General features: G+C 68.1%; 26 protein-coding genes. 16 read left to right on the forward strand and 10 right to left on the reverse strand.

Features of this window, described 5'->3' with window-relative positions:
- Positions 1-48: 48 nt before the first annotated feature.
- The 3 genes from pstS to DFQ14_RS01885 form a co-directional block, all read right to left on the reverse strand.
- Entirely contained in the window at positions 49-1167 is a 1119-nt protein-coding gene (pstS, locus tag DFQ14_RS01875; RefSeq protein WP_114451245.1) for a phosphate ABC transporter substrate-binding protein PstS, read from the reverse strand.
- A gap of 207 nt (positions 1168-1374) precedes the next feature.
- A complete protein-coding gene (gene mshD, locus DFQ14_RS01880) occupies positions 1375-2319 on the reverse strand; it encodes a mycothiol synthase (RefSeq protein WP_420810126.1) in 945 nt (314 codons plus the stop codon).
- A 123-nt stretch (positions 2320-2442) separates the two neighbouring features.
- Entirely contained in the window at positions 2443-3240 is a 798-nt protein-coding gene (locus DFQ14_RS01885) for a winged helix-turn-helix transcriptional regulator (RefSeq protein ID WP_114451247.1), read from the reverse strand.
- Positions 3241-3653: 413 nt separating this feature from the next.
- Between DFQ14_RS01885 and DFQ14_RS01890 the strand changes: the two genes are divergently transcribed.
- From DFQ14_RS01890 to DFQ14_RS01915, 7 genes are all read left to right on the forward strand, one after another.
- On the forward strand, positions 3654-4505 hold the full coding sequence (locus DFQ14_RS01890; RefSeq protein WP_246195744.1) for an LmeA family phospholipid-binding protein: 852 nt from the start codon (positions 3654-3656) through the stop codon (positions 4503-4505).
- Positions 4502-4960 (forward strand): thioredoxin family protein, encoded by a 459-nt coding sequence (locus DFQ14_RS01895; protein WP_114451248.1) that lies wholly within the window; start codon positions 4502-4504, stop codon positions 4958-4960. The genes DFQ14_RS01890 and DFQ14_RS01895 overlap by 4 nt, the downstream gene beginning before the upstream one ends.
- A gap of 130 nt (positions 4961-5090) precedes the next feature.
- The gene (locus DFQ14_RS22590) at positions 5091-5165 is read left to right on the forward strand and encodes a putative leader peptide (RefSeq protein ID WP_420810127.1); all 75 of its coding nucleotides are present in this window, start codon (positions 5091-5093) and stop codon (positions 5163-5165) included.
- A 119-nt stretch (positions 5166-5284) separates the two neighbouring features.
- Entirely contained in the window at positions 5285-5725 is a 441-nt protein-coding gene (locus DFQ14_RS01900; protein ID WP_114451249.1) for a DUF4395 domain-containing protein, read from the forward strand.
- A gap of 37 nt (positions 5726-5762) precedes the next feature.
- On the forward strand, positions 5763-6611 hold the full coding sequence (locus DFQ14_RS01905; RefSeq protein ID WP_114451250.1) for a sulfurtransferase: 849 nt from the start codon (positions 5763-5765) through the stop codon (positions 6609-6611).
- 2 nt (positions 6612-6613) lie between these two features.
- Positions 6614-6913: a DUF1416 domain-containing protein gene (locus DFQ14_RS01910; RefSeq protein ID WP_114451251.1), complete on the forward strand. Its 300-nt coding sequence runs from the start codon at positions 6614-6616 to the stop codon at positions 6911-6913.
- Between the two features lie 343 nt (positions 6914-7256).
- Entirely contained in the window at positions 7257-7910 is a 654-nt protein-coding gene (locus DFQ14_RS01915) for a heme-binding beta-barrel domain-containing protein (protein ID WP_114451252.1), read from the forward strand.
- Between the two features lie 142 nt (positions 7911-8052).
- Here the strand turns inward: DFQ14_RS01915 and DFQ14_RS01920 are convergent, their stop codons facing one another.
- Positions 8053-8901, reverse strand: coding sequence for an aminodeoxychorismate lyase (locus DFQ14_RS01920; RefSeq protein ID WP_114451253.1), 849 nt, complete (start codon positions 8899-8901; stop codon positions 8053-8055).
- A gap of 218 nt (positions 8902-9119) precedes the next feature.
- On the opposite strand from DFQ14_RS01920, the gene DFQ14_RS01925 reads away from it, so the two are divergent.
- The 5 genes from DFQ14_RS01925 (at position 9120) to DFQ14_RS01945 (ending at position 13272) form a co-directional block, all read left to right on the forward strand.
- Complete coding sequence (locus tag DFQ14_RS01925; protein ID WP_114451539.1) at positions 9120-9545, forward strand: Fur family transcriptional regulator; 426 nt, start codon at positions 9120-9122, stop codon at positions 9543-9545.
- On the forward strand, positions 9542-10690 hold the full coding sequence (gene ygfZ / locus DFQ14_RS01930; protein ID WP_114451254.1) for a CAF17-like 4Fe-4S cluster assembly/insertion protein YgfZ: 1149 nt from the start codon (positions 9542-9544) through the stop codon (positions 10688-10690). Before DFQ14_RS01925 ends, ygfZ begins: the two co-directional genes overlap by 4 nt.
- Before the next feature lie 111 nt (positions 10691-10801).
- Positions 10802-11575, forward strand: coding sequence for a beta-keto acid cleavage family enzyme (locus DFQ14_RS01935; RefSeq protein WP_114451255.1), 774 nt, complete (start codon positions 10802-10804; stop codon positions 11573-11575).
- Between the two features lie 159 nt (positions 11576-11734).
- Positions 11735-12295 (forward strand): RsiG family protein, encoded by a 561-nt coding sequence (locus tag DFQ14_RS01940; protein WP_114451256.1) that lies wholly within the window; start codon positions 11735-11737, stop codon positions 12293-12295.
- Positions 12292-13272 (forward strand): asparaginase, encoded by a 981-nt coding sequence (locus DFQ14_RS01945; RefSeq protein WP_114451257.1) that lies wholly within the window; start codon positions 12292-12294, stop codon positions 13270-13272. The genes DFQ14_RS01940 and DFQ14_RS01945 overlap by 4 nt, the downstream gene beginning before the upstream one ends.
- Positions 13273-13339: 67 nt before the next feature.
- On the opposite strand, the gene DFQ14_RS01950 is transcribed toward DFQ14_RS01945, so the two are convergent.
- Positions 13340-14224, reverse strand: a complete 885-nt coding sequence (locus tag DFQ14_RS01950) for a DUF8083 family protein (RefSeq protein ID WP_114451540.1) — start codon at positions 14222-14224, stop codon at positions 13340-13342.
- A 257-nt stretch (positions 14225-14481) separates the two neighbouring features.
- Between DFQ14_RS01950 and DFQ14_RS01955 the strand changes: the two genes are divergently transcribed.
- Entirely contained in the window at positions 14482-14664 is a 183-nt protein-coding gene (locus DFQ14_RS01955) for a DUF3073 domain-containing protein (protein WP_114451258.1), read from the forward strand.
- Between the two features lie 276 nt (positions 14665-14940).
- Here DFQ14_RS01955 and purM read toward each other — a convergent pair whose 3' ends face one another.
- The 5 genes from purM to DFQ14_RS01980 all read right to left on the reverse strand — a co-directional run bounded on the left by purM (position 14941) and on the right by DFQ14_RS01980 (position 20228).
- Entirely contained in the window at positions 14941-16065 is a 1125-nt protein-coding gene (gene purM, locus DFQ14_RS01960) for a phosphoribosylformylglycinamidine cyclo-ligase (RefSeq protein WP_114451259.1), read from the reverse strand.
- A 144-nt stretch (positions 16066-16209) separates the two neighbouring features.
- Positions 16210-17802 (reverse strand): amidophosphoribosyltransferase, encoded by a 1593-nt coding sequence (gene purF, locus DFQ14_RS01965; protein WP_114451260.1) that lies wholly within the window; start codon positions 17800-17802, stop codon positions 16210-16212.
- Between the two features lie 167 nt (positions 17803-17969).
- Positions 17970-18353 (reverse strand): sterol carrier family protein, encoded by a 384-nt coding sequence (locus DFQ14_RS01970; protein ID WP_114451261.1) that lies wholly within the window; start codon positions 18351-18353, stop codon positions 17970-17972.
- Between the two features lie 244 nt (positions 18354-18597).
- Entirely contained in the window at positions 18598-19416 is an 819-nt protein-coding gene (locus DFQ14_RS01975; protein ID WP_179951461.1) for a helix-turn-helix transcriptional regulator, read from the reverse strand.
- Positions 19417-19811: 395 nt separating this feature from the next.
- On the reverse strand, positions 19812-20228 hold the full coding sequence (locus DFQ14_RS01980) for a PRC-barrel domain containing protein (RefSeq protein WP_114451541.1): 417 nt from the start codon (positions 20226-20228) through the stop codon (positions 19812-19814).
- Positions 20229-20461: 233 nt separating this feature from the next.
- On the opposite strand from DFQ14_RS01980, the gene DFQ14_RS01985 reads away from it, so the two are divergent.
- The 3 genes from DFQ14_RS01985 (at position 20462) to DFQ14_RS01995 (ending at position 24074) form a co-directional block, all read left to right on the forward strand.
- A complete protein-coding gene (locus DFQ14_RS01985) occupies positions 20462-21046 on the forward strand; it encodes a type VII secretion system-associated protein (RefSeq protein WP_114451262.1) in 585 nt (194 codons plus the stop codon).
- A gap of 86 nt (positions 21047-21132) precedes the next feature.
- Positions 21133-23034, forward strand: coding sequence for a glycoside hydrolase family 15 protein (locus DFQ14_RS01990; protein WP_257233544.1), 1902 nt, complete (start codon positions 21133-21135; stop codon positions 23032-23034).
- Positions 23031-24074 (forward strand): glucose 1-dehydrogenase, encoded by a 1044-nt coding sequence (locus DFQ14_RS01995; RefSeq protein ID WP_114451264.1) that lies wholly within the window; start codon positions 23031-23033, stop codon positions 24072-24074. Before DFQ14_RS01990 ends, DFQ14_RS01995 begins: the two co-directional genes overlap by 4 nt.
- Positions 24075-24151 lie beyond the last annotated feature (77 nt).

Genomic DNA, 24151 nt, shown 5'->3' on the forward strand with positions numbered 1-24151 from the left:
GAGACCCGAGAGGTGTGTCGTGTCCGGCAACACCCTGCGCGTTCACCGTCACGCCTCGATGTCCTCGATCGCACTGACGACCCTGCTCTTGAACTTCGGGGGGAGTGCCACGTATCCCGCCTGCTCCAGCTCCTCGGGGTCGGCGTTGGCGGCGACCTTCAGTGCGGCCTTGACTCCCTTGGCGACCTCCGGGGAGTACCCCTTCGAGCACACGATCTCGTAGGTGGCGAGCACGAGCGGGTACACACCGGGTTGGCTGTTGCCGTAGATCGATTCCAGGTTCAACCGCAGATCGTTGCCCTGCCCTTTGATCTTGGCACCGTCGATGGCCTTGCCGACCGACTCGCTGGTCAGCGCGACCGGCCCGCTGCCGCTGTCGATCGAGGCGATCCCCAGACCCGCGTTCTTCGGGAAGGCCCAGGCGGCGTAGGTGATGCCGCCCTTGGTCTGCTCGACCGAGGAGGTCACGCCGTCGGTGCCCGAGCGCCCCTGGCCGACTCCGGGGCCGGGGCGGAACGTCTTGCCCTCACCGGTCCACAGGCCGTCGGTCGCGGTGGCCAGGTACTTCTGGAAGTTGGCCGAGGTACCGGACTCGTCCGAGCGGTAGAACGGGACGATGTCGATGGCGGGTAGCTGGGCGTTCGGGTTGAGCTCGGCGATCGCCGGATCGTTCCACTTGGTGATCTCGCCCTGGTAGATCTTGGCGATCGCCTCGGGGGTGAGTACCAGGTTCTCGACGCCCGGAAGGTTGTAGGTCACCGCAACGGGGCCGAAGACCATCGGGAGGTTCCACGCCGGGTTGCCCTTGCAGCGCTCCTGCGCCGCGGCGACCTCACCGGCTTCCTTGCTGAGCGGCTCGTCGGAACCGGCGAACTGGACCTGGCCGGCGGTGAACGCCGCGACTCCCTTGCCGGACCCCGACGCGGTGTAGTTGAGCTGCTGTCCCTGGCACTTCAGCCCGTAGGCGCGGGCGAAGATGTCCATGGCGTTCTTCTGCGCGGACGATCCCTCGGCCACCACGGGCTGCGTCCCGCACTCGACCTTCAGGTTCTTCAACGCGGGGTTCATCTCGGCCGAGGAGACGTTTTGGTCCGTCCCGCACGCGGTGAGGGTGAGAGTGCTCGCTGCAAGCAAGCCGAGCGCAGCTCTGTGCCGCTTGATCTTCACGTCGTTCCTCCACTCGGGAGCCAGGTGGGGATCGCGGCGTGTGCCGCTCGTCCCGAAACGGTAAGGAACTCCGGTTGATGGGGATCTCCATGGAAGTGAACAGCAGATGAACACGGCACGCTGAGTAAGCAGGAACACATCTTGCCGGGTGATCATCCACCCGCCCGTAACTCCTCCGTCTGCGTACCGTGATCCACGGCGGACGAGTCAGCGACCGAACTGCACGTCGCTGTCCCAGCGCTGGAAACCCAGACGTTCGTACACGCTGATCGCCGGGCCGTTGTCCCCCTCCACGTACAGCATGACCTGGCGACATCCGGCTTCCTGCAGGTGACGCAACCCGGCAGCCGTGAGCGACCGTCCCAATCCGCTGCCGCGCGCGGCGGGATCCACCCCGACGACGTACACCTCACCGGTGCCGTCCGGATGGATCTTCGTCCAGTGGAACCCCAGCAGCTCGTCCGAGTCGTCCACGGCCAGCAGGAAACCCGCCGGGTCGAACCAGTCCTGCTGCTGCTTGTCGCGAAGGTCCCGCTCGGTCATGTCGCCCTGTTCCGGATGCCACCGGAACGCGCGGTGATTGACCCGCACCACGGCAGCTTCGTCCTGCCCCACCCGGAAAGCACGGATCGACACACCGTCGGCGAGCGACTCCTGCGGGAGTTCCGCCCCGGCCAGTTCCCGACCCATGCGCCACAGCTCGCGGGAGCGAGCGAAACCGAACCGCTCGGCCAGTCGCAATGCCCCCGGGTGCTGGCCGTGTGACCAGATCAGCAGGCGGGCGGACGCCGCCCCGGCCGGCTCGTCCTCGGTGTCCCGGGACCGCGCATCCGGGTCGGCGGGCAACTCCGCGCGCTCCAGCAGCGCCTCGATCAGCGTTGCCCCGATGCCCCGCCTGCGGTGCTGCGGGTGCACCGCCAGTTCGGCGACCAGCGCGTCACCCGACGTCTCGCCCGCCGTGTCCAGATGCGCGTAGCCGACCAGGGCACCATCGGTACCGCGCACCACGAAATGCTCCGAGCCACCCACATCGGCCTGCACCGGCTCGATCTGTTCGACCACTCCCCGGTGCGCCTGCAACCGCAGGAGCACGTGCTCGCCCGCGGGAGCCACGCCGTCGGCGTCGGCTGCCTCGGACAGCAGCGCCGTCACCTCGGCCGCTTCACTCTCGTCCAACCCGTTGCGCCACGTCAGCTGCACCACGGCACCGACGTTACCGGTGTTCGCTCTCCGTCGGTTGCCCGACCACCACGGCGATCCGGAACTGTCGAGCGCTCACCGGCGAAGGGAGGCATCGATCGGTTCGACGGCGCCCGCGTTCCCGGTGTCCCGCTCGTCGACCGGGGTTTCGTCGACCGGGGCCTCACCGGCGGGAGCCCGCAGGGACGAACCCCTGCCGCCGCGCGAGGGGACCACGAACTTGTAGCCGACGTTGCGCACGGTTCCGATCATCGCGTCGTATTCCGGGCCGAGCTTGGCGCGCAGGCGCCGGATGTGCACGTCGACCGTGCGGGTCCCCCCGAAGAAGTCGTAGCCCCACACCTCCTGGAGCAACTGTACGCGGGTGAACACCCGCCCCGCGTGTTGCGCGAGGTACTTCAGCAGCTCGAACTCCTTGTAGGTGAGTTCCAGCGCGCGTCCCTTCAGCCTGGCGGTGTAGGTCGCCTCCTCGATCACGAGGTCGCCCACGGTCAGTGACTCACCGCCTGTCGTGTCCCCGGCGCGACTGCGGGACAGCAGCAGTCGCAGCCTTGCCTCCACCTCGGCCGGCCCGGAAGTGGGCAGCAGGAGCTCGTCCACGCCCCACTGGTCGTTCACCGCAATCAGGCCGCCCTCGTTGACGACCGCGATCACCGGAGCGCCGGAGTCGCTCGCCGACAGCAGGCGACACAGATCACGTGCCCCGGCCAGGTCGGTGCGGGCGTCGACGAGGACGGCATCGTGCGGCCCCACGCCGAGCATCACCGACGGGTCCGGTTTGAGCACGCGCACCCGGTGCGGCAGCAGGGTCAGAGCAGGCAGCGCCGCGGTACAGTCCTCGTCGGCAGTCAAGAACAGAATCTCGGAGCTCATGAAAGGCCTCCGTAGCGGAGCGTGGGCCGGGCGGGCACGCGCGCACCTGGAATGTGTACGGGTGGACAGGGACGTTCGGGCAACTGTCGGGCAGTGCTCGAACGACTCGGCGGCTCCGTTGCCTGGCTGATACAGGGCAATATAGCGGAAACGTGGTGGGTGTTTCCGGGGAAAGCAGCGGGAATCACATGTGTGAACCGAGGTGAGCCGGATGTTGCGTACCTGTGTCCCACCCGGCCGGTACACACGGTGCCGTGCGATCTCGAAACGGTGGTCGACCGGCGTCCTCGCACGCCGGTTCCGCGCCGCCCGACCGCAGCGCCCCCGGCGGTCGGTACAGTGTGGGCCCGATCGCCGCTCACCCGGAGCGCTCGGCGAGCCGGCCATCCCCGCGAAGAACGGACCCCTTGTCGGTGAAACGGACCTTCCCGGTGAAAAAGCTCGCCATCACTCTCGTGATCATGCTCGGCCTGCTGGTCGCGGCGGACTTCGGTGCTGCGGCCGTCGCCGAGTACCAGGTGTCGCAGAAGATGCGGACCCAGCTCGACCTGGCCAAGGCCCCTGCCGTGCGGATCAACGGATTCCCGTTTCTCACCCAGGCCATCGCAGGTGACTTCCGCAACGTGCAGATCCGGGCGAAGGGCGTGCAGGTCGGCGAATTTACCGAGGTCGGCGTGCAGGCCAACCTGCATCATGCCCGAGTTTCCACGTCCGAGATCCTGGCGGGAACCGCCGAGAAACTCACCGTCGACAAGCTCGTCGGTCGGATCCGGTTGAAGGATTCCGACATCGGCCGGTTCATCGGTGTCGAGAACCTGAACATCAACCCCGCCTCGAGAAAGGCGCTCACCGACACCGGCCGGCAATCCTCGAAAAATCCCGACCGGGGTGCGAGTTCGGGGGAGACCGGCAGTTCCCCCGGGGATCCGGCGGGCCAGCGCAACACGATCATCAAGCTGGACGGCACGGTCAACATCGCGGGCACCGACAATCACGTGCAGGTGATCGCGGTCCTGTCCCTGGTCGACGGGAAACTGCGGATCGCTCCACGCAAACTGGAACTCGACAACAGCGCCTTCGGCCCGATCCCGCTACCGGATGTCTTCGAGGAGTCGGTGCTCAAGCGGTTCACCACCACCCTCGATCCCGGCAAGCTGCCGTTCACCGTGACCCCGACGGCCGTCCGCGCCGAGCGGGGGGCACTCGTCGTCGAGGGGACCACGAAAAATGTCACGATCAACGCCCAGGGACTGAGCACCCCGTGACACCCGGCTGGTGGACCCTGTTGGCGACGGTGGCCGCCGCGCTGTGTCTGGGCTTCGCCTGGCGCGCCCGGCAGGGCCGGATCCGGGTGCGGAACAGGACCGCTACCGCCGACGTTGAGGAATCAGTGACCGATCAGCTTCCCGAAGGACTCCGCAAGCGCCTCACCGAGGAAGCCGACGAGGCGACGCGGGTGACATTGCTGCAACTGTCCACCACCTTCTGCGCACCGTGCCGCCACACGCGCTCCCTGCTGACGCACTTCGCCGGACACACCGACGGGGTGCAGCACATCGAAGTGGACCTCACCCACCATCCCGAGTGGTCGACACCGCTGGGCGTGCACACCACCCCCACCACGCTGGCGCTCGACGCCGCCGGTCGTGAGCTTTTCCGCTTCAGCGGCGTCCCCCGACAAGGTGAACTCTCCGAGGCGCTCCGGCCCCATGTGAGCTGAACCCGCCGAAAGCTCCACATCCGGCATCCGACTCGGACCGAGAGCAGGTGGGTGTTCCGGCGGCCACTTCGTCATCCCACACAGTGAACGATCTTTCCGACGAGCAGTCCCGGACGCTATTCTGCGTGACGTGCATGTACTGCTGACCCGAAGGCGCGCTGTGGACCTGTGCCGTGTGGGCAGCAGCCTGTGTCGCAGGCACTGACCAACGGCGGTAGACCCATGCCGGACGCGCGCACGGTCACACCCTCGCGAGGCGCACACTTCACCGCCTGACGGACTCGGCAGCCCAATCCGATTGAGCTGATGGTCAGGAGCATCCTCATGTCCGCCGCAACACTCGACCCTCGGGGCATCCGCTTCACCGCCTGGATCACCAGTGTGATTCTCGCTTTGGGCCTGATCACGGGGAGTTGGCGTATCCTGGCCGCACAGACCGCACTGTTCGCGCTGTGCGCCTTCATCGGGCTCAAACTGAACCCGTGGGGCCACGTTTACCAGCGGGCGGTGCAGCCTCGGTTGGCACCGGTCCCCGAAGGGGAGCAGGAGGCTCCCGCTCCGGTGCGCTTCTCCCAGGGGGTCGGATTCGTCTTCGCGCTGGTGGCCACGGTGGGATACGCGGCCGAATGGACCGCGCTGGGCGTCGTGGCCAATGCTTTCGCGCTGGTCGCCGCCCTGCTCAACGCCGCTTTCGGTTTCTGCCTCGGTTGCCGGATGTATCTGGTGATCCGGCGGTTCGCTCCCGCCGCATCCGGCATCCGATGACACCGAGATCCGAGAACACACGAGAAGGAGTCGCACGATGAGCCGTGACGAGGTCCTGGTCTCCACCGACTGGGCCGAACAGAACCTCAACACCGATGGTGTGGTGTTCGCCGAGGTGGACGAGGACACCACCGCCTACGACAACGGTCACATCCCGGGGGCCGTCAAGCTGGACTGGCGCAACGAACTGCAGGATCACGTGCGTCGCGACTTCGTCGACCGGACCGGCTTCAGCGAACTGCTGTCGGCCAAGGGCATCGGCAACGACGACACGGTGATCCTCTACGGCGGCAACAACAACTGGTTCGCCGCCTACGCCTACTGGTACTTCAAGCTCTACGGACATTCCGATGTCCGGCTGCTCGACGGTGGCCGCAAGAAGTGGGAGCTCGACGGTCGGGAGCTGACCAAGGAAGAGCCGAGCCGCTCGGCGACGAAGTACGTGGCCCAGGAGCCGGATCGGTCGATCCGTGCTTTCCGCGACGAGGTCGTCGACGCGATCGACAACCAGAACCTCGTCGACGTCCGCTCGCCCGACGAGTTCTCCGGCAAGCTGGTGGCTCCGGCGCATCTGCCGCAGGAGTCCGCGCAGCGAGGCGGCCACATCCCCTCGGCGATCAACGTGCCGTGGAGCAAGGCCGCCAACGAGGACGGCACCTTCAAGTCCGACGACGAGCTGCGCAAGATCTACGGCGAGGCCGGACTGGACGACTCGAAGGACACCATCGCCTACTGCCGGATCGGCGAGCGCTCCTCGCACACCTGGTTCGTGCTGCGTGAGCTGCTCGGCCACAGCAACGTGAAGAACTACGACGGATCGTGGACCGAGTACGGCTCGCTGGTGGGTGTGCCGATCGAAAACCCGAGCGAGCAGCAGGAGGCCTGACCATGAGCGGATGCGGAGCACCCGAGCAGACGGCGACCGCTGTCTCGGAGGACACCGACCAGGTCATCGTCGCGGGCAGGGTGCGCTCCGGCGAGCAGCCGGTCGGCAACGCGTTCGTGCGGCTGCTGGATTCGTCCGGGGAGTTCACCGCCGAGGTGGTTTCCTCCGCCGAGGGCGACTTCCGGTTCTACGCCGGCGAGGGAACGTGGACCGTGCGTGCCTTGCATCGCGACGGCAGCGGCCAGTCCGACGTCGCGGCCTCCGGGCCCGGGGTACATCCGGTGGATGTCGCCGTCGCTTAAGTAGGTTGCGCGGATTGGAGTCGGCTCCGATCCGCGCAGTCGGTAGCGGAGTAGTTTCTCCCACGAAGGGGCCGGTGCCCGAGGGCGCCGGCCCCTTTCGACGTTGCGCGCTGCGCCTGCCTGCTCCCACCCGAACATGTCCGACGCCACACCCCACGCGGCGACCTCGGTGGTTATCCTTGGCGCGTGGAACTCATCGACTTCTTGCACTACGGTCTGGTCAGTCTGGTCGGCCTCGCAGCCCTGGCCACCATCTGGTTCGCCTTCTACGTGGTCTACCGCCTGCACCAAGACTGATGCTCGTGTGACGACGGCACGGAACCAGCAGGTAACCTCGACGGCGATGACTGCGACACCCAACCAGCCGGAAGGCGGCCCCCAGCCCGGCAGCGGTGACGCGGCGGTGCGTGCCGCCGCCGAACGTGCCGAGAAGACCCGGGGACGCAACATCCCCGAGTTCGACGATCTGCCGGGGACCGGCGACACCGCCAATCTGCGGATGGGGCCCGAGCTCAACAGCGCCTGCCTCGCGTTGCTGCCGCTGGTCGGTGTGTGGCGCGGTGAGGGCGAGGCCAACCACCCGTCCCTGGACGAGACGTACCGCTTCCTGCAGGAGGTCACCTTCTCCCACGATGGTCGACCGTTCCTGACCTACTCCAGTCGCGCATGGAAGCTCGACGGTCCGGGAGGTTCGATCGTGGAACCCGCCTTCCGTGAGACCGGCTGGTGGCGACCGCAGCCGGACGACACCATCGAGTTGCTGCTCACGCATTCCACCGGTGTCGCGGAGATGTTTTTCGGCAAGCCGAAGAACCAGACCACCTGGGAACTGTCGACCGATGCCGTGCTCCGCACCCCGACCGCCGAGGACGTGACCGCAGCGAGCCGCCTCTACGGCGTCGTGGAGGGCTCACTGGCCTACGTGGAAGAGCGTGCGACCTCCGAGCACGAGATGCAGCCACGCCTGTCGGCGAAGCTGGAGCGCGTGGTCGGATAAGGAGATCGACCGGGTTGGTTTGCGCGCCGGTGCCTGTGGCGGAACCTCCGGCGTCACCTCGCTGCTCCGAGCAGGCACATCACGATCAAGCAGGTGGGACCGACACGGCTCAGCAGGCGGCCGTGTCGCACCACGCAGCCTCTCAGTACTGCGACTCGTAAAGCCCGGTGATCTCGGCATGCAGATCGGCGTCGGCTTTCAGCTGAGCTCCGTCGAGAGTGTGCACCTGGGTGACCAGCCGGATGCTGGAAGCCAGCCACACACCGTCGGCGTGGAACAGCTCGGTGGCCGGGAACGGTTCCACCCGGGTCCGCCACCCGGCCCGCTCGGCGGCGCGGAACAAGGCGCCCTGGGTGGTCCCGGGCAGAACTCCCGAAGCAGGTGGTGTGGTCAGCAGGGTGTTTCCGCGTGCGAGCACGACGTTGGACGTCGGCCCCTCCAGCACCGACCCATCGGTGGCGGTGAAAACCACCTCGTCCGCACCGCGCCGCTCGGCCTCCCGCAGAGCGGCCATGTTCACCGCATACGACAGCGTCTTCGCCGACAGCAGCAGCCAGGGAGCGCGGTCCTTCAGGTCGGGGGCGTGGCCACGTTCGAGCGTGATCGCCGAAACCCCGTTCGCGCGTTTGCGCAGTATCTCACTCGACATCTGCCGACCCATCGCGAAACCGGTGGGTGCGTCGTCACGCCCCTCCACACCGCGCGTGCAGACGAGCTTGAGCACCATCTCGGGGTCGGTTCCCCACGGCCAGGCGCCGATCACCGCGTCCACCGCGCGTTGCCAGCTCGCCCGCCCGGGCAGGGACAGGTCCATCAGGTGAGCAGACCGCTCGAGGCGGTCGAGGTGGGGGACCAACTCGCGGGCATGACCGTCGACGACCAGGACCGTTTCGAAAACACCGTCGCCACGCTGAACACCCAGATCGTCGGCGTGCAGCAGTGGCGTGTCCGGATCGGCCAGGGTCCCGTCGAGCAGAGCCAGTACGCGCATACCCGCAGCCTAGAGTGCGCGGATGCGCACCGCCGCAAGCCGCCTCCGGTACTACCGCGCCGCACCGACCGGCCCTGTGACGTCCTACGATCGAAGGGGCCGAGCAGGCAGGCATCCGAAGGGTCCCCACCCGGGTCGAGCGAGCACAGGAGCAGGCAGTGAGCAATCCGGCGCGGACTGATCAGACGGCGCTGCGCAGCACCCTGCACAGACGTGGCATGCGGATGACTCCGCAGCGACAGCTGGTGCTGGATGCGGTGCGGGAGATGGACCACGCCACCCCGGAGCAGGTGTGTCGCCGAATCCAGCACACAGCGCCCACCGTCAACATCACGACCGTCTACCGTGCCCTGGATCTTCTGGAGGAGCTGGGTCTGGTGCGCCACACCCACCTCGGGCACGGCGCCCCCACGTACTCCGTGGAAGAGCACGAGCACGTACACCTGGTGTGCCATCGATGCGGCGGGATCGACGAGGTCCCCTGCGAAATGCTCGACGGTCTCGCCCGATCACTCGACGAGCAGCGCGGTTTCGCGCTCGATGCCAGCCATCTCGCGCTGTCCGGTACCTGCCGGGACTGCCGCGAGACCGACGCGGGCACTGCCGATCCGCCTGCCACCGCAGACGGCAAGGAGCCGACATGAACTCACCACTGCTCGAGCTACCAGGAGCGGTCGCCGCACCGGAGGATTCCGCGGATGCCGGGGTGCCGTGGCACTTCGGCGACCCGTTTTCCGAGCAACGTTCGGCGACCCGGTCGGCAGTGGTCGTGGACCGCTCGCACCGCGACGTGATCGCGGTGACGGGCGACGAACGGCTGAGCTGGCTGCACCTCGTGCTCTCGCAGCATCTGACCGAGCTCGGTGAGGATCGCGGCACCGAGGCGCTGGTATTGGACAGCCAGGGGCGCATCGACAGCCACATGCTCCTGGCGCATCACGGCGGCACCGTCTACCTGGACACCGATGCGGGTGCGCAGGCCACCAGCGCCCTGCCGAGCATGGGCACCGACGGCAGGCAGTCCCTGCTGGAGTACCTCGATGCCATGCGTTTCTGGTCGAAGGTGGAGGTTCGGGACGCCACCGGCGACCTCGCCGTGCTCACCGTCGCCGGTCCCGAAGCCGCGGCGGCCCTGGAGAAGGCGGGCGTGTCCGGCATCCCGGCGGAGCCCTACGGTGTGGCCGGATTGCCCGGCGGCGGCATCGTCCGGTACCTGCCGTTCCGCGGCCTGTTCACCGCCGACCTGCTGGTGCCGCGTGCTTCCCTGGTCGACTGGTGGAAACTGCTGACCGACAGCGGAGCACGCCCGGCGGGCACGCTGGCCTACGAGGCACTGCGGGTGGAGGCGCTGCGTCCCCGGGTCGGGTTCGACACCGACGAGCGAGCGATCCCGCACGAGCTCGGCTGGATCCATCTCGCCGCGCACGTGGCGAAGGGCTGCTACCGGGGTCAGGAGACCGTGGCCAAGGTGCACAACGTGGGCAAACCGCCACGCCGGATGATCCTGCTGCACCTGGACGGATCGGTCGAGGTCCGGCCCGAAACCGGCGACCCCGTGTGGCACGGCGACCGCAAGGTCGGGCGTGTGGGCAGTGTCGTCCTGCATCACGAGCTGGGCCCGGTGGCCCTGGCACTGCTCAAGCGCAGCGCCCCGGTCGACGTCGACCTCATCGCCGGGGATTCCGAGCAGGAGCGCGCCGTCGCGGCCTCGGTGGATCCCGACTCGGTGCCGCCGGACACCGGCGAGCCGCCGGGCAGGATTGCCGCGCAACGCGTTCGCGGGCACTAGGAGTGTTTTGAGGACCTGCGTAGGTGGTTGCTGAACCGGTGCCTCATTTGGCGCCTTGCGGCGTTGGCACTCACTCAGGTAGCCACGATCGGGTGTGCCAGGATGCGGGGCATGACAGCGCCGTCCAGCACATCCGCAGCGCGGTTCGGCTCGCACGCGGGCACCGTCATCACGGTCGCTCCGACCGGCGCGCACGCCAAGTCCGAAGTGGCGGGCCTGCCGGTCAGCGCCGAGGAAGTGGCCGGCGCGGCAGCGGACTGCGAGCGGGTCGGCGCGGCCGTGCTCGACCTGCAGCCGCGCCACGACACCGCCCTGCCGGATGTCGTGGCCGCCGTACACGCTCGTACCGGCCTGATCGTGCGAGTCGCCGCCTACGCCCGCTCCGAGGCACTGGAGACGCTGCTCGACTCCGGTGCCGACGTGCTCACCTGCCCGCTCGACGCACCGGGTGACTTCGTCGCCGACCTGCGTGCAGGCGCCCGTACGCGCGGCCTGGAGGTGCATTACGAGGCGCGCGACCTCAGTCACCTGGCCACGTTGCGGCATCTGCAGGGTGAGGACCCCGTGCATGCGGTCCTCATCTTCGGCGGCTCGAACGGGATGCCCGGCGATATCGGCACCCTGTCCGCGGCACTGGCCGAGCTGCCGCAGGGCGCGACCTTCTCGGCCACCGGCGTGGGGGAGACGAGCCTGCCGATCATGCTCGCCACGATCGCCGCGGGAGGCCATGTCCGCGTCGGGATGGCCGACACGCTGGCGTACTCCGACGGTGTCGAGGTGCGGGACAACACCCAGTTGGCCGCCCGAGCCGCGGGTGTGGCCAAGATCGCCCAGCGCCCGCCCCTGCCACCCGCGCAAGCACGCGAGGCTCTCGGCCTCACGTAGGCACAACAAGCCCGCCCGGGTCTTGTTCCCTCGGTGCGGGTGCCCCCGGCAACGGGGCCCGTCCTCGGGAGCACCCGGGCAAGGCACAGGGCACAAATTCCTTCCGAAAGACCGACGAGAGGCTTGGCGAGGCCCCCCAACGTGCACGAAGATGGAAGTGTGATCGAAGTCCGCCCGGGTGGACGCCGCCGTATCGACAGGGTCCTGTCCCCGGATTACACCAGTGAGATCGAGCACTGCGAACTCGACGAGGTGCGACAACTGCGGGACGAGGCACGGCAGGAGGAGACCGACCTGTCGTATCTGCGCCGGATTCTGCACGCTCGCATCGACATCGTCCTTGCCGAGCAGCGCAGGCGCGCCGAGAACGGTTCCGCGAGCGTCGTGGAGGAGTTGGTGGCGATCCTGTCCGACAACGCGGTCGGTCCCGCGGCCGGTTCGGGCCGCTACCAGACGACCGAACCCTCTCGCGCCGAAGCGCATCGCAGGTATGCGGAGGCGCTCGTGTCCGACGTCGACCTCTCCGACGTGATGTCGCTGTCCGCTGCCACACTGCAGGACGCGCTGCGCGCGTACACCGCTGAGGAAGACTCGGTGTCGCAGCGGCGCCGTGAGGTGCAGGCGGTGATGGACCGGCTCGATGCGGAGATCGCACGCCGCTACCGGGAAGGCAACGCCTCCGTCGACGAGTTGCTGGCTGCGGAGCGAGAGCGGCAGTGACCATCCCGACGAGTCCGATTCCGCTGGTGGAACTGGTTCGCAACGGCCTTCGCGAGGGCGTGCATCACGGCTCGGTGGTCGTGCTCGGCCCGGACGGTTCCGTGCGCTACTCCGCCGGAGACGTGACCACCCCGATGTATCCGCGGTCGTCGAACAAACCCGCCCAGGCCGCCGGAATGCTGCGGGCGGGGCTCGACCTGCCCGAGGACGCGGACCTGGCGGTGGCGGCCGCCTCCCACAGCGGTGAACCGGCACATCTGCTGCGCATCCGCGATCTCCTGCAGCGCCACGGTCTGACCGAGGCTGCCCTGCAGTGCCCGACGGACTGGCCGCTGCGGGAAACCGAGCGGGACGAACGGGCCGCCGAGCGGTCCGGCAAGCAGCGCATCACGATGAACTGCTCCGGCAAGCATGCCGCGATGCTGGCGACCTGCGTGCAGCGCGGGTGGGCCGTCGAGGACTACCTCGACCCGAAGCACCCGTTGCAGGTCACCCTGCACAATACGATCGCCGAACTCGCCGGGGAGCCGATCGTGGCAACCGGTGTCGACGGCTGCGGTGCTCCGCTGCTGTCGATCTCGCTGACCGGGCTCGCGCGCTCGTTCGCGAATCTCGTCCCGAGCGGATCCCCGCAACGACGGGTGGCCGATGCCATGCGTGCCCACCCGTGGCTGGTCGCAGGCACCGAACGCGAGGACACCCGGCTGATGCAGGCGGTGCCCGGGCTGCTGTCGAAGTCGGGAGCCGAAGGCGTCCTCGCGATGGCATTGCCGGACGGGCACGCGGTGGCGATCAAGATTTCCGACGGCGCGGCACGGGCACGGGTACCGGTCGCGGTCGGTGCTCTCCGCGCCTTCGGGCCGGGCAACGCCGGAGGCGTGGACGACGAGTGGCTCACCGCGCTGGCCGAGGAGCCGCTGCTCGGCGGCGGCAAGCCCGTCGGCACGGTACGGCTGCTCCCCGGCGCCTTCGGCTGATCCCACCGGGGACACACCCACCATCTGCACAGGTCACCGCACGAACGGACTCCGCACGGCGAGGTACTCAGTTGTAGCGCTCGTGGGCGGCGCACTCTGACCAGAACTCCCGCAGAGCCTCGTATCGCTCCCCGACCTCGGTGGTGCGGCCCTCTTCCATCGCATCCACGATCGCGTGCACGTCCTCGGCCGAGGTGTCGGCTTCCAGGTCCTCGTCGGAGAGCATCTGCACCAGGCCACCGTAGTCGAGCTCCACCGCCGAGTGCGGGTGGAACCGCTCCAGCCAGCGTGCCGTTTCCCGGAGGATCCTGGGCGGTCCTTCCTCTCCCAGCGACTCCCGCGTGACCGTGTGCGCCCGGGCCACGCGGCGGCGTGCGTCGGCCATCGGAGCCCTCCAGAACACCCGCTCGACGCGCCCGGCGGAGTCCGCCTGGATCCGGCGCTGTTCCGGGTCGACCACGGCGAACCACGGCAGTGGCACGGTCCAGGTCGACGAGAGCACATGGACCGCGCTGTGGGAGAGCTCACTGACCACCGCCGAGGCGCGGGACTTCGCGGTCTCCTCCGGCAGGGTCAGTGCCGCGGTACGCAACGGCACCTCGGCGGCCCCGATGAACCCGACCAGTGCCGCCGCCGAGCGGCCACGCAGGTCGAGCGGGCAGACGAGCGGGTCCGGGCCGACGGAGGACGCGGGCCCGGTGGGCACGTCCTCCGAACGCAGAGCGAGGACCTCTTCCTGCTGCTGGGAGCCTCCTCCGGCTGCCTCGCCGGGGAGCAGATGCGGACGTGTGGACACCTGTGTACGCAACCACAAGTTCTGCTCACGAGTCCCCACTTCGAGCGGGTCGACCGGGCCTCGGTCCAGTGCCTCGGCCAACTGCTCACGTACGGGGGATTCGAAAGACGGCAAGGGTTCGTACACCCTCATGTAGGCGACGAACGGCTCAGGCACAGCGAGCATGGTCCCATGCTCGCGGAATGTGGGCCGCGCTACCCGTGCCACGGGTCGGCCGCGTGCGCAAACGCCACCTCACGGCGCGCACGAGAGGATATGGGGTCAACGTCACCCACGGCATGTTCGACCACTATCGCTACCACGTCGCATAGAACCGCATCGGCACGGTACGGTAGTTACAGGAAAAGTTGTCGAGATCATGCGGGGCCGCCATTCCCCTGGCCGCCCCGCAACCTGCGCGAGGGGGTCGAGCCATGGGGCGCGGCCGGGCTAAGGCCAAGCAGACGAAGGTGGCCCGCGAGCTTAAGTACAACTCCCCCAGCATGGACGTCGAGGCTCTGGAGCGCGAGCTCTCCTCCGATGTCAAGGGAGAGTGGTATGAACAGGACCGCGACGACCCATACGACGACGACGGGTACGACGACCACCGACGGTGAGTGACGGGTGACCGAGTGAGCGCAACCGAGAAGCTCACTCGGTCATCTGTGCCACCGGTGGCGCTGTGCCAAACCCGGCGAAGTCAGCGGGTGAGTTGACGAGCTACACGGTCACCGCGGCGCCCGGACAGGGCGTGAGACAGTGGTACGTACCTGCGGGTCGCGTACCGGATACTCGAACAATGCAGAGTGGCACGGCCGGGAAACCGGCCGTGCCACTCGTATTCATCGGCACCGAAACCGGGAAGTCCCGGGTGCCCGCAATATTCGAGGCACTCAGAACCTCGGATGGTCCCCGTGGAGGACGACACGCTGGTCTTCCCCGGCTTCGGCCACCGTGGGCTGCTTGGCGACTTCGCCCAGCACCCACGCGGGAACATGACGAGCCGTGAGCACCGCCAGGGCGCGGTCGACATCCTCGGCGGTGACCACCGCGACCATGCCGATACCCATGTTGAAGGTGCGTTCCATCTCGGCGGCCTCGACGCGGCCACGCTGGGCGATCAGCCGGAACACCGGGGCCGGTGTCCAGGTGGCGCGGTCGAGCACGGCCGTGAGGCCCTGCGGGATGACGCGTTCCAGGTTTCCCGCCAGCCCACCGCCGGTGACGTGTGCGAACGTGCGCACCTCGGTTTCGGCGGCCAGGGCCAGGCAGTCCTTGGCGTAGACCCGCGTGGGTTCCAGCAGTTCCTCACCGAGCGTGCGGCCGAATTCCTCGACATGCCCGGACAGCGGCATCCGTGCGACGTCCAGCAGCACGTGCCGCGCAAGCGAGTAGCCATTGGAGTGCAGGCCGGTGGACCCCATGCCGATCACGACGTCACCGGGGCGGACCTTCTCCGGGCCGAGCATCGCGTCCGCCTCGACCACGCCGACTCCGGTGGCCGAGATGTCGTACTCGTCCGAGGCCATCATTCCCGGATGCTCGGCGGTCTCCCCGCCCAGCAGGGCGCATCCCGCCTGCACGCACCCCTCGGAGATTCCCTTGACCAGGTCGGAGACCCGTTCCGGGGCGACCTGGCCGGTGGCGATGTAGTCCTGCAGGAACAGTGGCTCCGCGCCACAGACCACGAGGTCGTCGACAACCATGGCCACCAGGTCGATGCCCACCGTGTCGTGCACATCGAGCGCCTGAGCGATCGCGAGCTTGGTGCCCACCCCGTCGGTGGACGAGGCGAGCACGGGCTCCGACCACCGGTCCAGCTTGAGCTGGAACAACCCGGCGAACCCCCCGAGTGAGCCGAGCACCTCCGGCCGGGTGGCCCGCTGCGCCCACGGGCGCATCCGGTCCACGGCTTCGTCGCCCGCCTCGATACTGACCCCGGTATCGGCATAGGTCGACGGTGACTGCTCGGTCTGGTCGGTATTGGCACTCGACCCTGCAAGCAGGTCTTCGGACACGACTGACTCCACATCTGATGCGAGGATGGCGATCCGTACTCCTGTGTGCATGTGGCGCGAACCACAGTACGCGGGCGGAGGGATCATTGGAATGACGAGCAGGACTGGAGACCGACTTCGCCCGGCGGGACGTCACGACGGGTCTCAGGGGCGGCCGACAGCATCCTCGGCACCGTACCCGCTGGGCAGAACGGTTTCGGCGGGACCTGCGGCGGCGCTCTCGGCGCCCTCGCCCGGGTCTTCGAGCACGTACTTGCCGAGCCGGTCCTCCTCCGGAACCGGAATCGGGTACTCGCCGTCGAAACAAGCCGCGCACACCCTGTTGCGGGGCTGCTCGGAGGCGGCGATCAGGCTGTCGAGCGAGATGTAACCGAGCGAGTCGGCACCGATCGAACGCCGCACCCCGTCCATGTCGAGACCATTGGCGATCAACTCCGCACGCGAGGCGAAATCGATGCCGTAGTAGCACGGCCAGCGCACCGGCGGGGAAGCGATCCGTACGTGCACCTCCAGCGCTCCCGCCTCGCGCAACATCCGCACCAGTGCGCGCTGGGTGTTGCCGCGCACGATGGAATCGTCGACCACGACCAGGCGCTTGCCCCGGATGACCTCGCGCAGCGGATTCAGCTTCAACCTGATGCCGAGCTGGCGGATGGTCTGGGAGGGCTCGATGAAGGTGCGGCCCACGTAGGCGTTCTTGACCAGGCCGTTGCCGTAGGAGATGCCGGATTCCTGGGCGTAGCCGATGGCGGCGGGAGTCCCCGACTCCGGTACCGGGATCACCAGGTCCGCCTCGGCGGGATACTCGGCGGCCAGCCTGCGCCCGATGTCCACCCGCGTGCTGTGCACCGATCGGCCCGCGATGGTCGTGTCGGGGCGGGCGAGGTAGACGTACTCGAAGATGCAGCCCTTCGGAGTCGGGTTCGCGAAACGCGCCGAGCGCAGCCCCGCGGAATCGATCGCGAGCAGTTCCCCCGGCTCGATTTCCCGGACGAAGGACGCGCCGACGATGTCCAGCGCGGCGGTTTCGCTGGCCACCACCCAGCCGCGTTCGAGACGGCCGAGCACCAGCGGGCGCACCCCGTACGGGTCCCGCGCGGCGTAGAGGGTGGACTCGTCGGAGAAGACCATCGAATACGCGCCGCGCAGGGTGGGCAGCAGCTCCAGCGCCGCCTGTTCGATGCCCTTGTCCACGGCGTGTGTGGCCAGCAGCGCACACACCAGGTCGGAGTCGGTGGTGGCGCTGTCGCACCCGTTGGCGGGCGAGGAGGTGTTCGTCGACACGACATCGGCGCCTTCGGCCACCACTCGATCCCGCAACTCGGCGGTGTTGACCAGGTTGCCGTTGTGGCCGAGCGCCAGGCCGCTGCCCTGTGCCGTGGTGCGAAAGGTCGGCTGCGCGTTCTCCCACGTCCCCCCGCCGGTGGTGGAGTAGCGGGTGTGACCGACGGCGACACCGCCGCGCAGTGAGGCCAGGACCTGCTCGTCGAAGACCTGGCTGACCAGGCCGAGATCCTTGTAGACCAGCACCTGCGAGCCGTCGCCGACGGAGATGCCCGCGGCTTCCTGACCTCGGTGCTGCAGCGCGAACAGGCCGTAGAAGGTCAGTTTGGCGACTTCCTCGCCGGGTGCCCACACACCGAAAACACCGCATTCTTCACGGGGTGTGTCCTGCTCGGTCGGATCGGCCGGAGCGGCCGCATCGGTATTTCCCGGATCAGACGGGTCGGTGACCACCGAAAACTCCCTGAGGACGGAGTCTCAAGTTACACCTCAGTATAAACGGCGTTCCGCGGGAAACCGCCGCCTGCACCGGTGGGACAACTCTCACCCGCCGGTGAAGCCATCACCGCGGTGCTCGGCGGAGGCCGAGGTCGTCGCGGCACAGCACGGCCGCCGGCCGGTCACGGGAGCCCGAGCAGGGGCAACCAGGGCGACAGGTCCGCACGGGATCCCGAGGCCTCGACCCTGCCCTCATCCAACGCCTCGGCCCAGCTCAGCCTCCCTGCGACCAGGAGCAGCCAGGTGCGCGAGTCGGTCTCCACGACGTTCGGTGGTGTCCCTCGGGTGTGCTGCGGCCCGCCGACACACTGCACGGCAGCCATCGGTGGCACACGCACCTCGACGCTGCGGCCCGGTGCGAGCTGTTCCAGGGTTCGCAGGCTCAGCCGCACGGCCACCGCAAGCTCGCCTCGCGACGGTTCCGAAGCAGCACCGTCCAGCCACGGCAACACCACCGCGACGGATTCGCGAAATTCACGCGGGTCCACGGAACGGCGGGAAGGCATGGCCGCAGCCTACGAGTCGCGCCGCATGAGCAGGCACTCCCCACACCCTCATTGCCGGGTGAGCGGCACCAGCGCTTTCCCACCCTCCAGGCAGCCGGTACCGCCGCGGGTTCTCGCCGCACAGCCTCGCGAGGACAGCCGGAACGTGGCGTGGTAACTGCTCGATGTTCCGGATCCAGCAGCGAGGCGACGCCGGAGGTTCCGCCACCGGACCCACTATGCACATCAGCCCATGCACTCGTGTTCACAGCCAGCCGAGTTTGGCTGCTTGCACCCCTGCCTGGAAACGGGTCTCCACTCCCATACGGGTGATCAACTCGCGCACCCGGCGGTGTGCCGTACGGGCACTGAACCCCATCATTCTGCCGATCGTGGCGTCGGTTGCCCCCGAGGCCAGCAGTGACAGGATCCAGCGTTCCTCCTCGGACGGGGCGACATCGCCCTGAAGCGCTTCCGGTTCCGAACGCAACGGCGCCGCGAATCGCCACAGATCGTCGAAGATCCGCAGCACGGCGGTCAGCATCGCCGAACTGCGGATCACCACGGCGCTGTCCACGGACTGCTCGTCGGCGATCAGAGGCAGCAGTGCCACCATGTCGTCGACCACCAGCAGCTTGGTGGGCGCCGCATGGACCACCCGTGCCTGCTCACCGAACGAGACCAGCCGGGAGGTGACGTCGAGCTGCGGTGGTCGGGCCAGCGCCGAACGGTCGTAGAGCACCCGATACCCGACGCCTTCGGAGAGCTTGAAGCACTCGAGGGAGTCCAGCGAGTCGGTGGCGGCATAGGGTGGTTTGACCACCCCGCGCACCATGACCGAGGCGTTGCGCTGCAACTTGTAGGCGACCCGACCCACTCGCTCGGCCCCGTGCACGATCTGCAGCAGATCGTTCTCGCCTGCCTGTGTCCGGGCGACGCGGGCGACGGAGGCAAGTGCATGCCGGGTTGTGTCCCGCCCCCGCCGGGGTTGCCCGAGCACGTCGACCCCGGCGGGCGTCCCCCGGGACTCCACCGACTGTGCTGCCGACCGAGTTGCTTCGGCCACTTCCGTGTCAGCGGACAACGCGGCACACCTCCCTGAAGGCACGCGGACGAGCACCGCACGCCCGCGGAACGGAAAGTAGCCAATGCGCGAGGACTCCGGAACCCACTTTCGTGGGAACTCTCCTGCGGGACGTTCGTCGGGAACGTCCGACGCTCGCCCAGCACGGCCAAGAACCGCGCCCTCCTCCGTCCCTCAGACAGAGCCCGTCTTGGAACTTGGTCAGGTGGTGCCTGAACCGTCGTCTCAGGCGGCGCCTTGCGGCGTTGCAGGCCACATCGAGTAGCCACTTCTCCGCCACGTGGCCAGCTGCCTTGCTGATGCCCACCTGCGGGCATTCCGATCGAATACGCCGGAGCGGGTCACCCTGCTCAGGCTGATCACCCGAGCGAAAGAACCAGATCAAAGACAGGCACTCAGGTCGCAGCGACCCGCCTGCGCAGGCGCAGCAGAAATGAATCGGCGTACTTCGATCCCGTCCCGGACTCCCCATCACGGATCTCCGCAGGGCCGCCCCCGGGTTCGATGCCGTAGTGCCGGTACAGCGCCTGTACCTCTTCCAGCGGCAGGTCCCCCTGGTCCAGGGGGACGTGCGGAGCCCGGCGCACGGCCTCCCGGTGCACCGCGACAGTCAGCGTGTCCCCGTCGAACGCCGCCCCCTCCAGGGGGACGAACCTCTCGTTCGTGCCGAACAATCCGCTCTGCACCACGATCCACGCCGGTTGCTCGGTCTCGGCGTCCAAAAAGATCTGCCCGACGATGCCGAGTCGATGGCCCCACGGATCGAACGCCCCACATCCGAACAGTCGCAGTGCTTCTCGCTGACCGACCATGTCGATCACCTCCCCACCCGCCGACTCTCCCCGAGTCCCCAGTCTGCCCCCACCGCTCCGGTATCGGCATCCGCAGAGCGACAACCGGCACCGAGCCGTTGCAGCATCGAGACGTCCGGCCGGAGCGAGGCCGAACCGGCCGGAGCGAGGCCGAACCGGCCGGAGCGAGGCCGAAAATGGCACCCTGAACGGGTACATCCACATTGATGTCGACACCGAACGGAGTTCGCCCCATGTCACAACAACCGGAACGCCCACCGGGACCACCGATCACCGAGGAGATGCGGGAGCAGGCCCGGCAGACCCCGGACAGCTGGCTCTACATCGTCGACCCGGGTTACCAGGAGTCCGGGGAGAACATCCCCCCGGAAGGCGTCGTCGGCGCCTACCGCATCGACTCCGAGGGCGAGATCGACGAGGAATTCCACCACAACGACGAGTACGAGCCCTCGGAACAGTCGATCACGATGCCGGAACCGACCAACGAGTTGGAGCGGGTGCTGCAGCGCGTCGCCACCGGAGAAGCGCCGGAAGCGGACCTGCCGCCGGCCGTGCTGGACTCCGACCTGCTGCTGTATGCGCCGGAGACCGACGACGACGCGATCTACGCGGCGGAGATGACCGACGGAAGCCGACTCGTACCCGCCTGCACCTCGGTGGCACGGGTGCCGGAGGGCTGGCCGGGATATCGCACGGTGCCCGGTAGTGCACTGCCGGAGTTGCTGGACGGACTCGACCTCGGTTTGAATCTCGACGAGGGGCTGCGTGCTGTGATTCCGCACAGTGTGATCATGGAGACCGCCGCCTCCCGCGGCTGAGCTCGGCTGCGTTTCCCCGCGAAATCGCACACCACCTTCACTCCACCAGGTAGCTGTGGCCGCCGAGAGTGCATAGCCTCGACGATGTGAGTGACGATCACGAGCACACCGGCCCAGGACTGCAGGAGCGCACCGAACCGGGGCCGATCGAGGACTACGCGCTGCTGTCGGACATGCGCACCAGTGCACTCGTCGGCAAGGACGGCTCGATCGACTGGCTGTGCCTGCCGCGATTCGACTCGCCGTCCTGCTTCACCCGGCTGCTCGGCAACGACCATCACGGGCACTGGCAGATCATCCCGACCTCGCCGATTCAGCATGTGCGACGGCAATACCGGGAGAACTCACTGGTTCTGGAAACCGAGTTCCACACCGCGGACGGTGTCGTCCGCCTGGTCGACAGCATGCCGCCGCACGAGAAGAACCAGGAGGACGAACCCTGTGTGGTTCGGCTGCTCGAAGGTGTCTCCGGAGAGGTCGAGGTCCGCATGCGCTGGGTCATGCGGTTCGCCTACGGCCACTCCATTCCCTGGCTGCGCCACATCCGGGAAGAGCACCCCGTCCCGGACGAGTACCTGCTTGCCATCGCCGGACCGCACACGGTGGTGCTCCGAGGAGACCGACTGCCCCGGGGCAAGGAGGACGAGCGAGCTCACGAAATGACGCTCACGGTCCACGAGGGGGACTGGTACTCCTGGGTGCTGCAGTGGGCGCCCGATCACGAGAACCTTCCCCCTCCGATGGACCCGGTGCAGGAGACCCAGGACAGCGAGGACTTCTGGCACGACTGGACCAAGCACATCACCTACCACGGCCCGCACAAGGAAGCGCTCTTCCGCTCACTGGCCACGCTCAAAGCCCTGACCTACGCACCGAGCGGCGGCATCATCGCCGCCCCGACGACGTCGTTGCCGGAATCGCTGGAAGGCAATCGCAACTGGGACTACCGCTACTGCTGGATCCGCGACGCGACACTGGTGCTGCTGGCGCTGGACAACTTCGGCTGCTCCGACGAGGCCTTGGCCTGGCGGCGCTGGCTGATCCGGGCGGTGGCAGGGGACCCGGCCGACACGCAGATCATGTACGGCGTTCGGGGAGAGCGGCACCTGCTGGAGTGGGAACCGGACTGGTTGCCCGGCTACCTGGGCGCGAAACCGGTCCGGGTCGGCAACGCGGCTTTCAATCAGCGCCAGCTCGACATGTTCGGCGAGGTCATGGACGCGCTGCACATCGCACGGGAGCACGGGATGACCGAAAGCCAGGCCTCCTGGGAGATGCAGAGCAAGATGCTCAACTACCTGGAGACGATCTGGCAGGAACCCGACAAGGGGCTGTGGGAGGTGCGCGGACCGGCCCGGCACTTCACGCACTCGCGTGTGATGATCTGGGTCGCGTTCGACCGCGCCGTACGCGCCGTCGAGGAGCACGACCTGCCGGGACCGGTCGAGCGCTGGCGGGAACTGCGCGACACCGTGCACGCCGAGGTGCTGGAGCACGGCTACAACGAGCGGCTCGGGACGTTCACCCAGTATTACGGCGGGACCATGCTGGATGCGGCCACGCTGCTGATCCCGGCGGTGGGTTTCCTTCCCGGGGACGACGAGCGGGTCCGCAACACCGTCCGCGCGGTGGAGCAGGGTCTGCAGCACGACGTGTTCATCGACCGCTACACCACCGGTAGGGAAACCCACTCCGTCGACGGGCTCACCGGCCGTGAAGGGTCCTTCCTGGCCTGCTCGTTCTGGATGGTCGACGCGCTGGTGCTGTGCGGCAGACGTCAGGAGGCCGAGCAGATGTTCGACAAGCTGCTCGAACTGTCCAACGACGTGGGGCTCTACGCCGAGGAATACGACATCCCCAATGGGCACTTCACGGGCAACTTCCCGCAGGCCTTCACTCATCTCGGCCTGGTCAACTCGGCGGCGATGCTCTACGGCGGGCACACTCGGACCGAACACAGCCAACGCCACGAAGGGGGGCTGGTGTGAAAGCCGCGACCGTCGTTCCGGGCAAGCCCGAACTCTCGACCGTCACCGAGCTGCCCGACCCGACACCCCAACCGGGTGAACTGCTCGTCGAGGGCCTGCTCGTCGGGATGTGTGGCACCGACCGGGGCGTCATCGAGCAGTCCCACAACGCACTCCCGCCCGGGCAGGACCGCATGGTGCTGTTCCACGAATCGCTGGGGCGGGTCCTGCATGCCCCGGCGATCAGCGGCTTCCACGAGGGCGACTACGTCGTGGGAGTGGTACGGCGCCCCGACCCGGAACCGTGTCCTGCGTGCGCGGCCGGCCAGTGGGATTTCTGCCTCAACGGCCGGTTCACCGAGCGCGGCATCAAGGAACTCGACGGGTTCGGCTCGCAACGCTGGACCATCGAGCCGCGATTCGCCATCCCGGTCGATGCCGACCTCGCCGAGCTGGGAGTGCTGACCGAGCCGACCTCGATCGTGGCCAAGGCTTGGGAACAGGCCGAGGTGATCGGCAAGCGCACCTACTTCGCACCCCAGCGGGTCCTGGTCACGGGAGCGGGCGCGATCGGACTGCTGGCCGCGCTGATCGGCATCCAGCGGGGACTGGAGGTGCACGTGCTGGACCGGGTGACCGAGGGCCCCAAACCGGAGCTCGTGCGCGACCTGGGGGCGCGGTATCACACCTCGCTGGATGATCTGGACTTCGAACCGGACCTCGTGATCGAGGCGACAGGGGCAGGCAGTGTCGTGTTCGACGTGCTGCGGCGCACCGCGCGCAACGCGATCACCGTGCTGACCGGCATCTCCGGGCAGCACCGGACGCTTTCGGTGCCCGCAGGCGCGATCAACGACGAACTGGTGATGGACAACGACGTGGTCGTGGGCAGCGTCAACGCCAACCTGGGACACTACCGGCAGGCCGTGCAGACGCTGGCCGCCGCCGACCACGGTTGGCTGCGCCGCTTGCTCTCACGACAGGTCCCGCTGGAGCGCTGGACCGATGCCCTGGAACAGGAGGGCGAGGACATCAAGGTCACCGTCGACCTGCAGGCGTGACCTCGAGTGCGGGAAGCGGGCCGCGTCGGCAGCGGCGGGCCCGCTTCCCGCCTGCTTCGGAGACGAGGGGGGCCTCG

Origin of the sequence: Halopolyspora algeriensis, assembly GCF_003337235.1 — a bacterium.
GTDB lineage: Bacteria > Actinomycetota > Actinomycetes > Mycobacteriales > Pseudonocardiaceae > Haloactinomyces > Haloactinomyces algeriensis.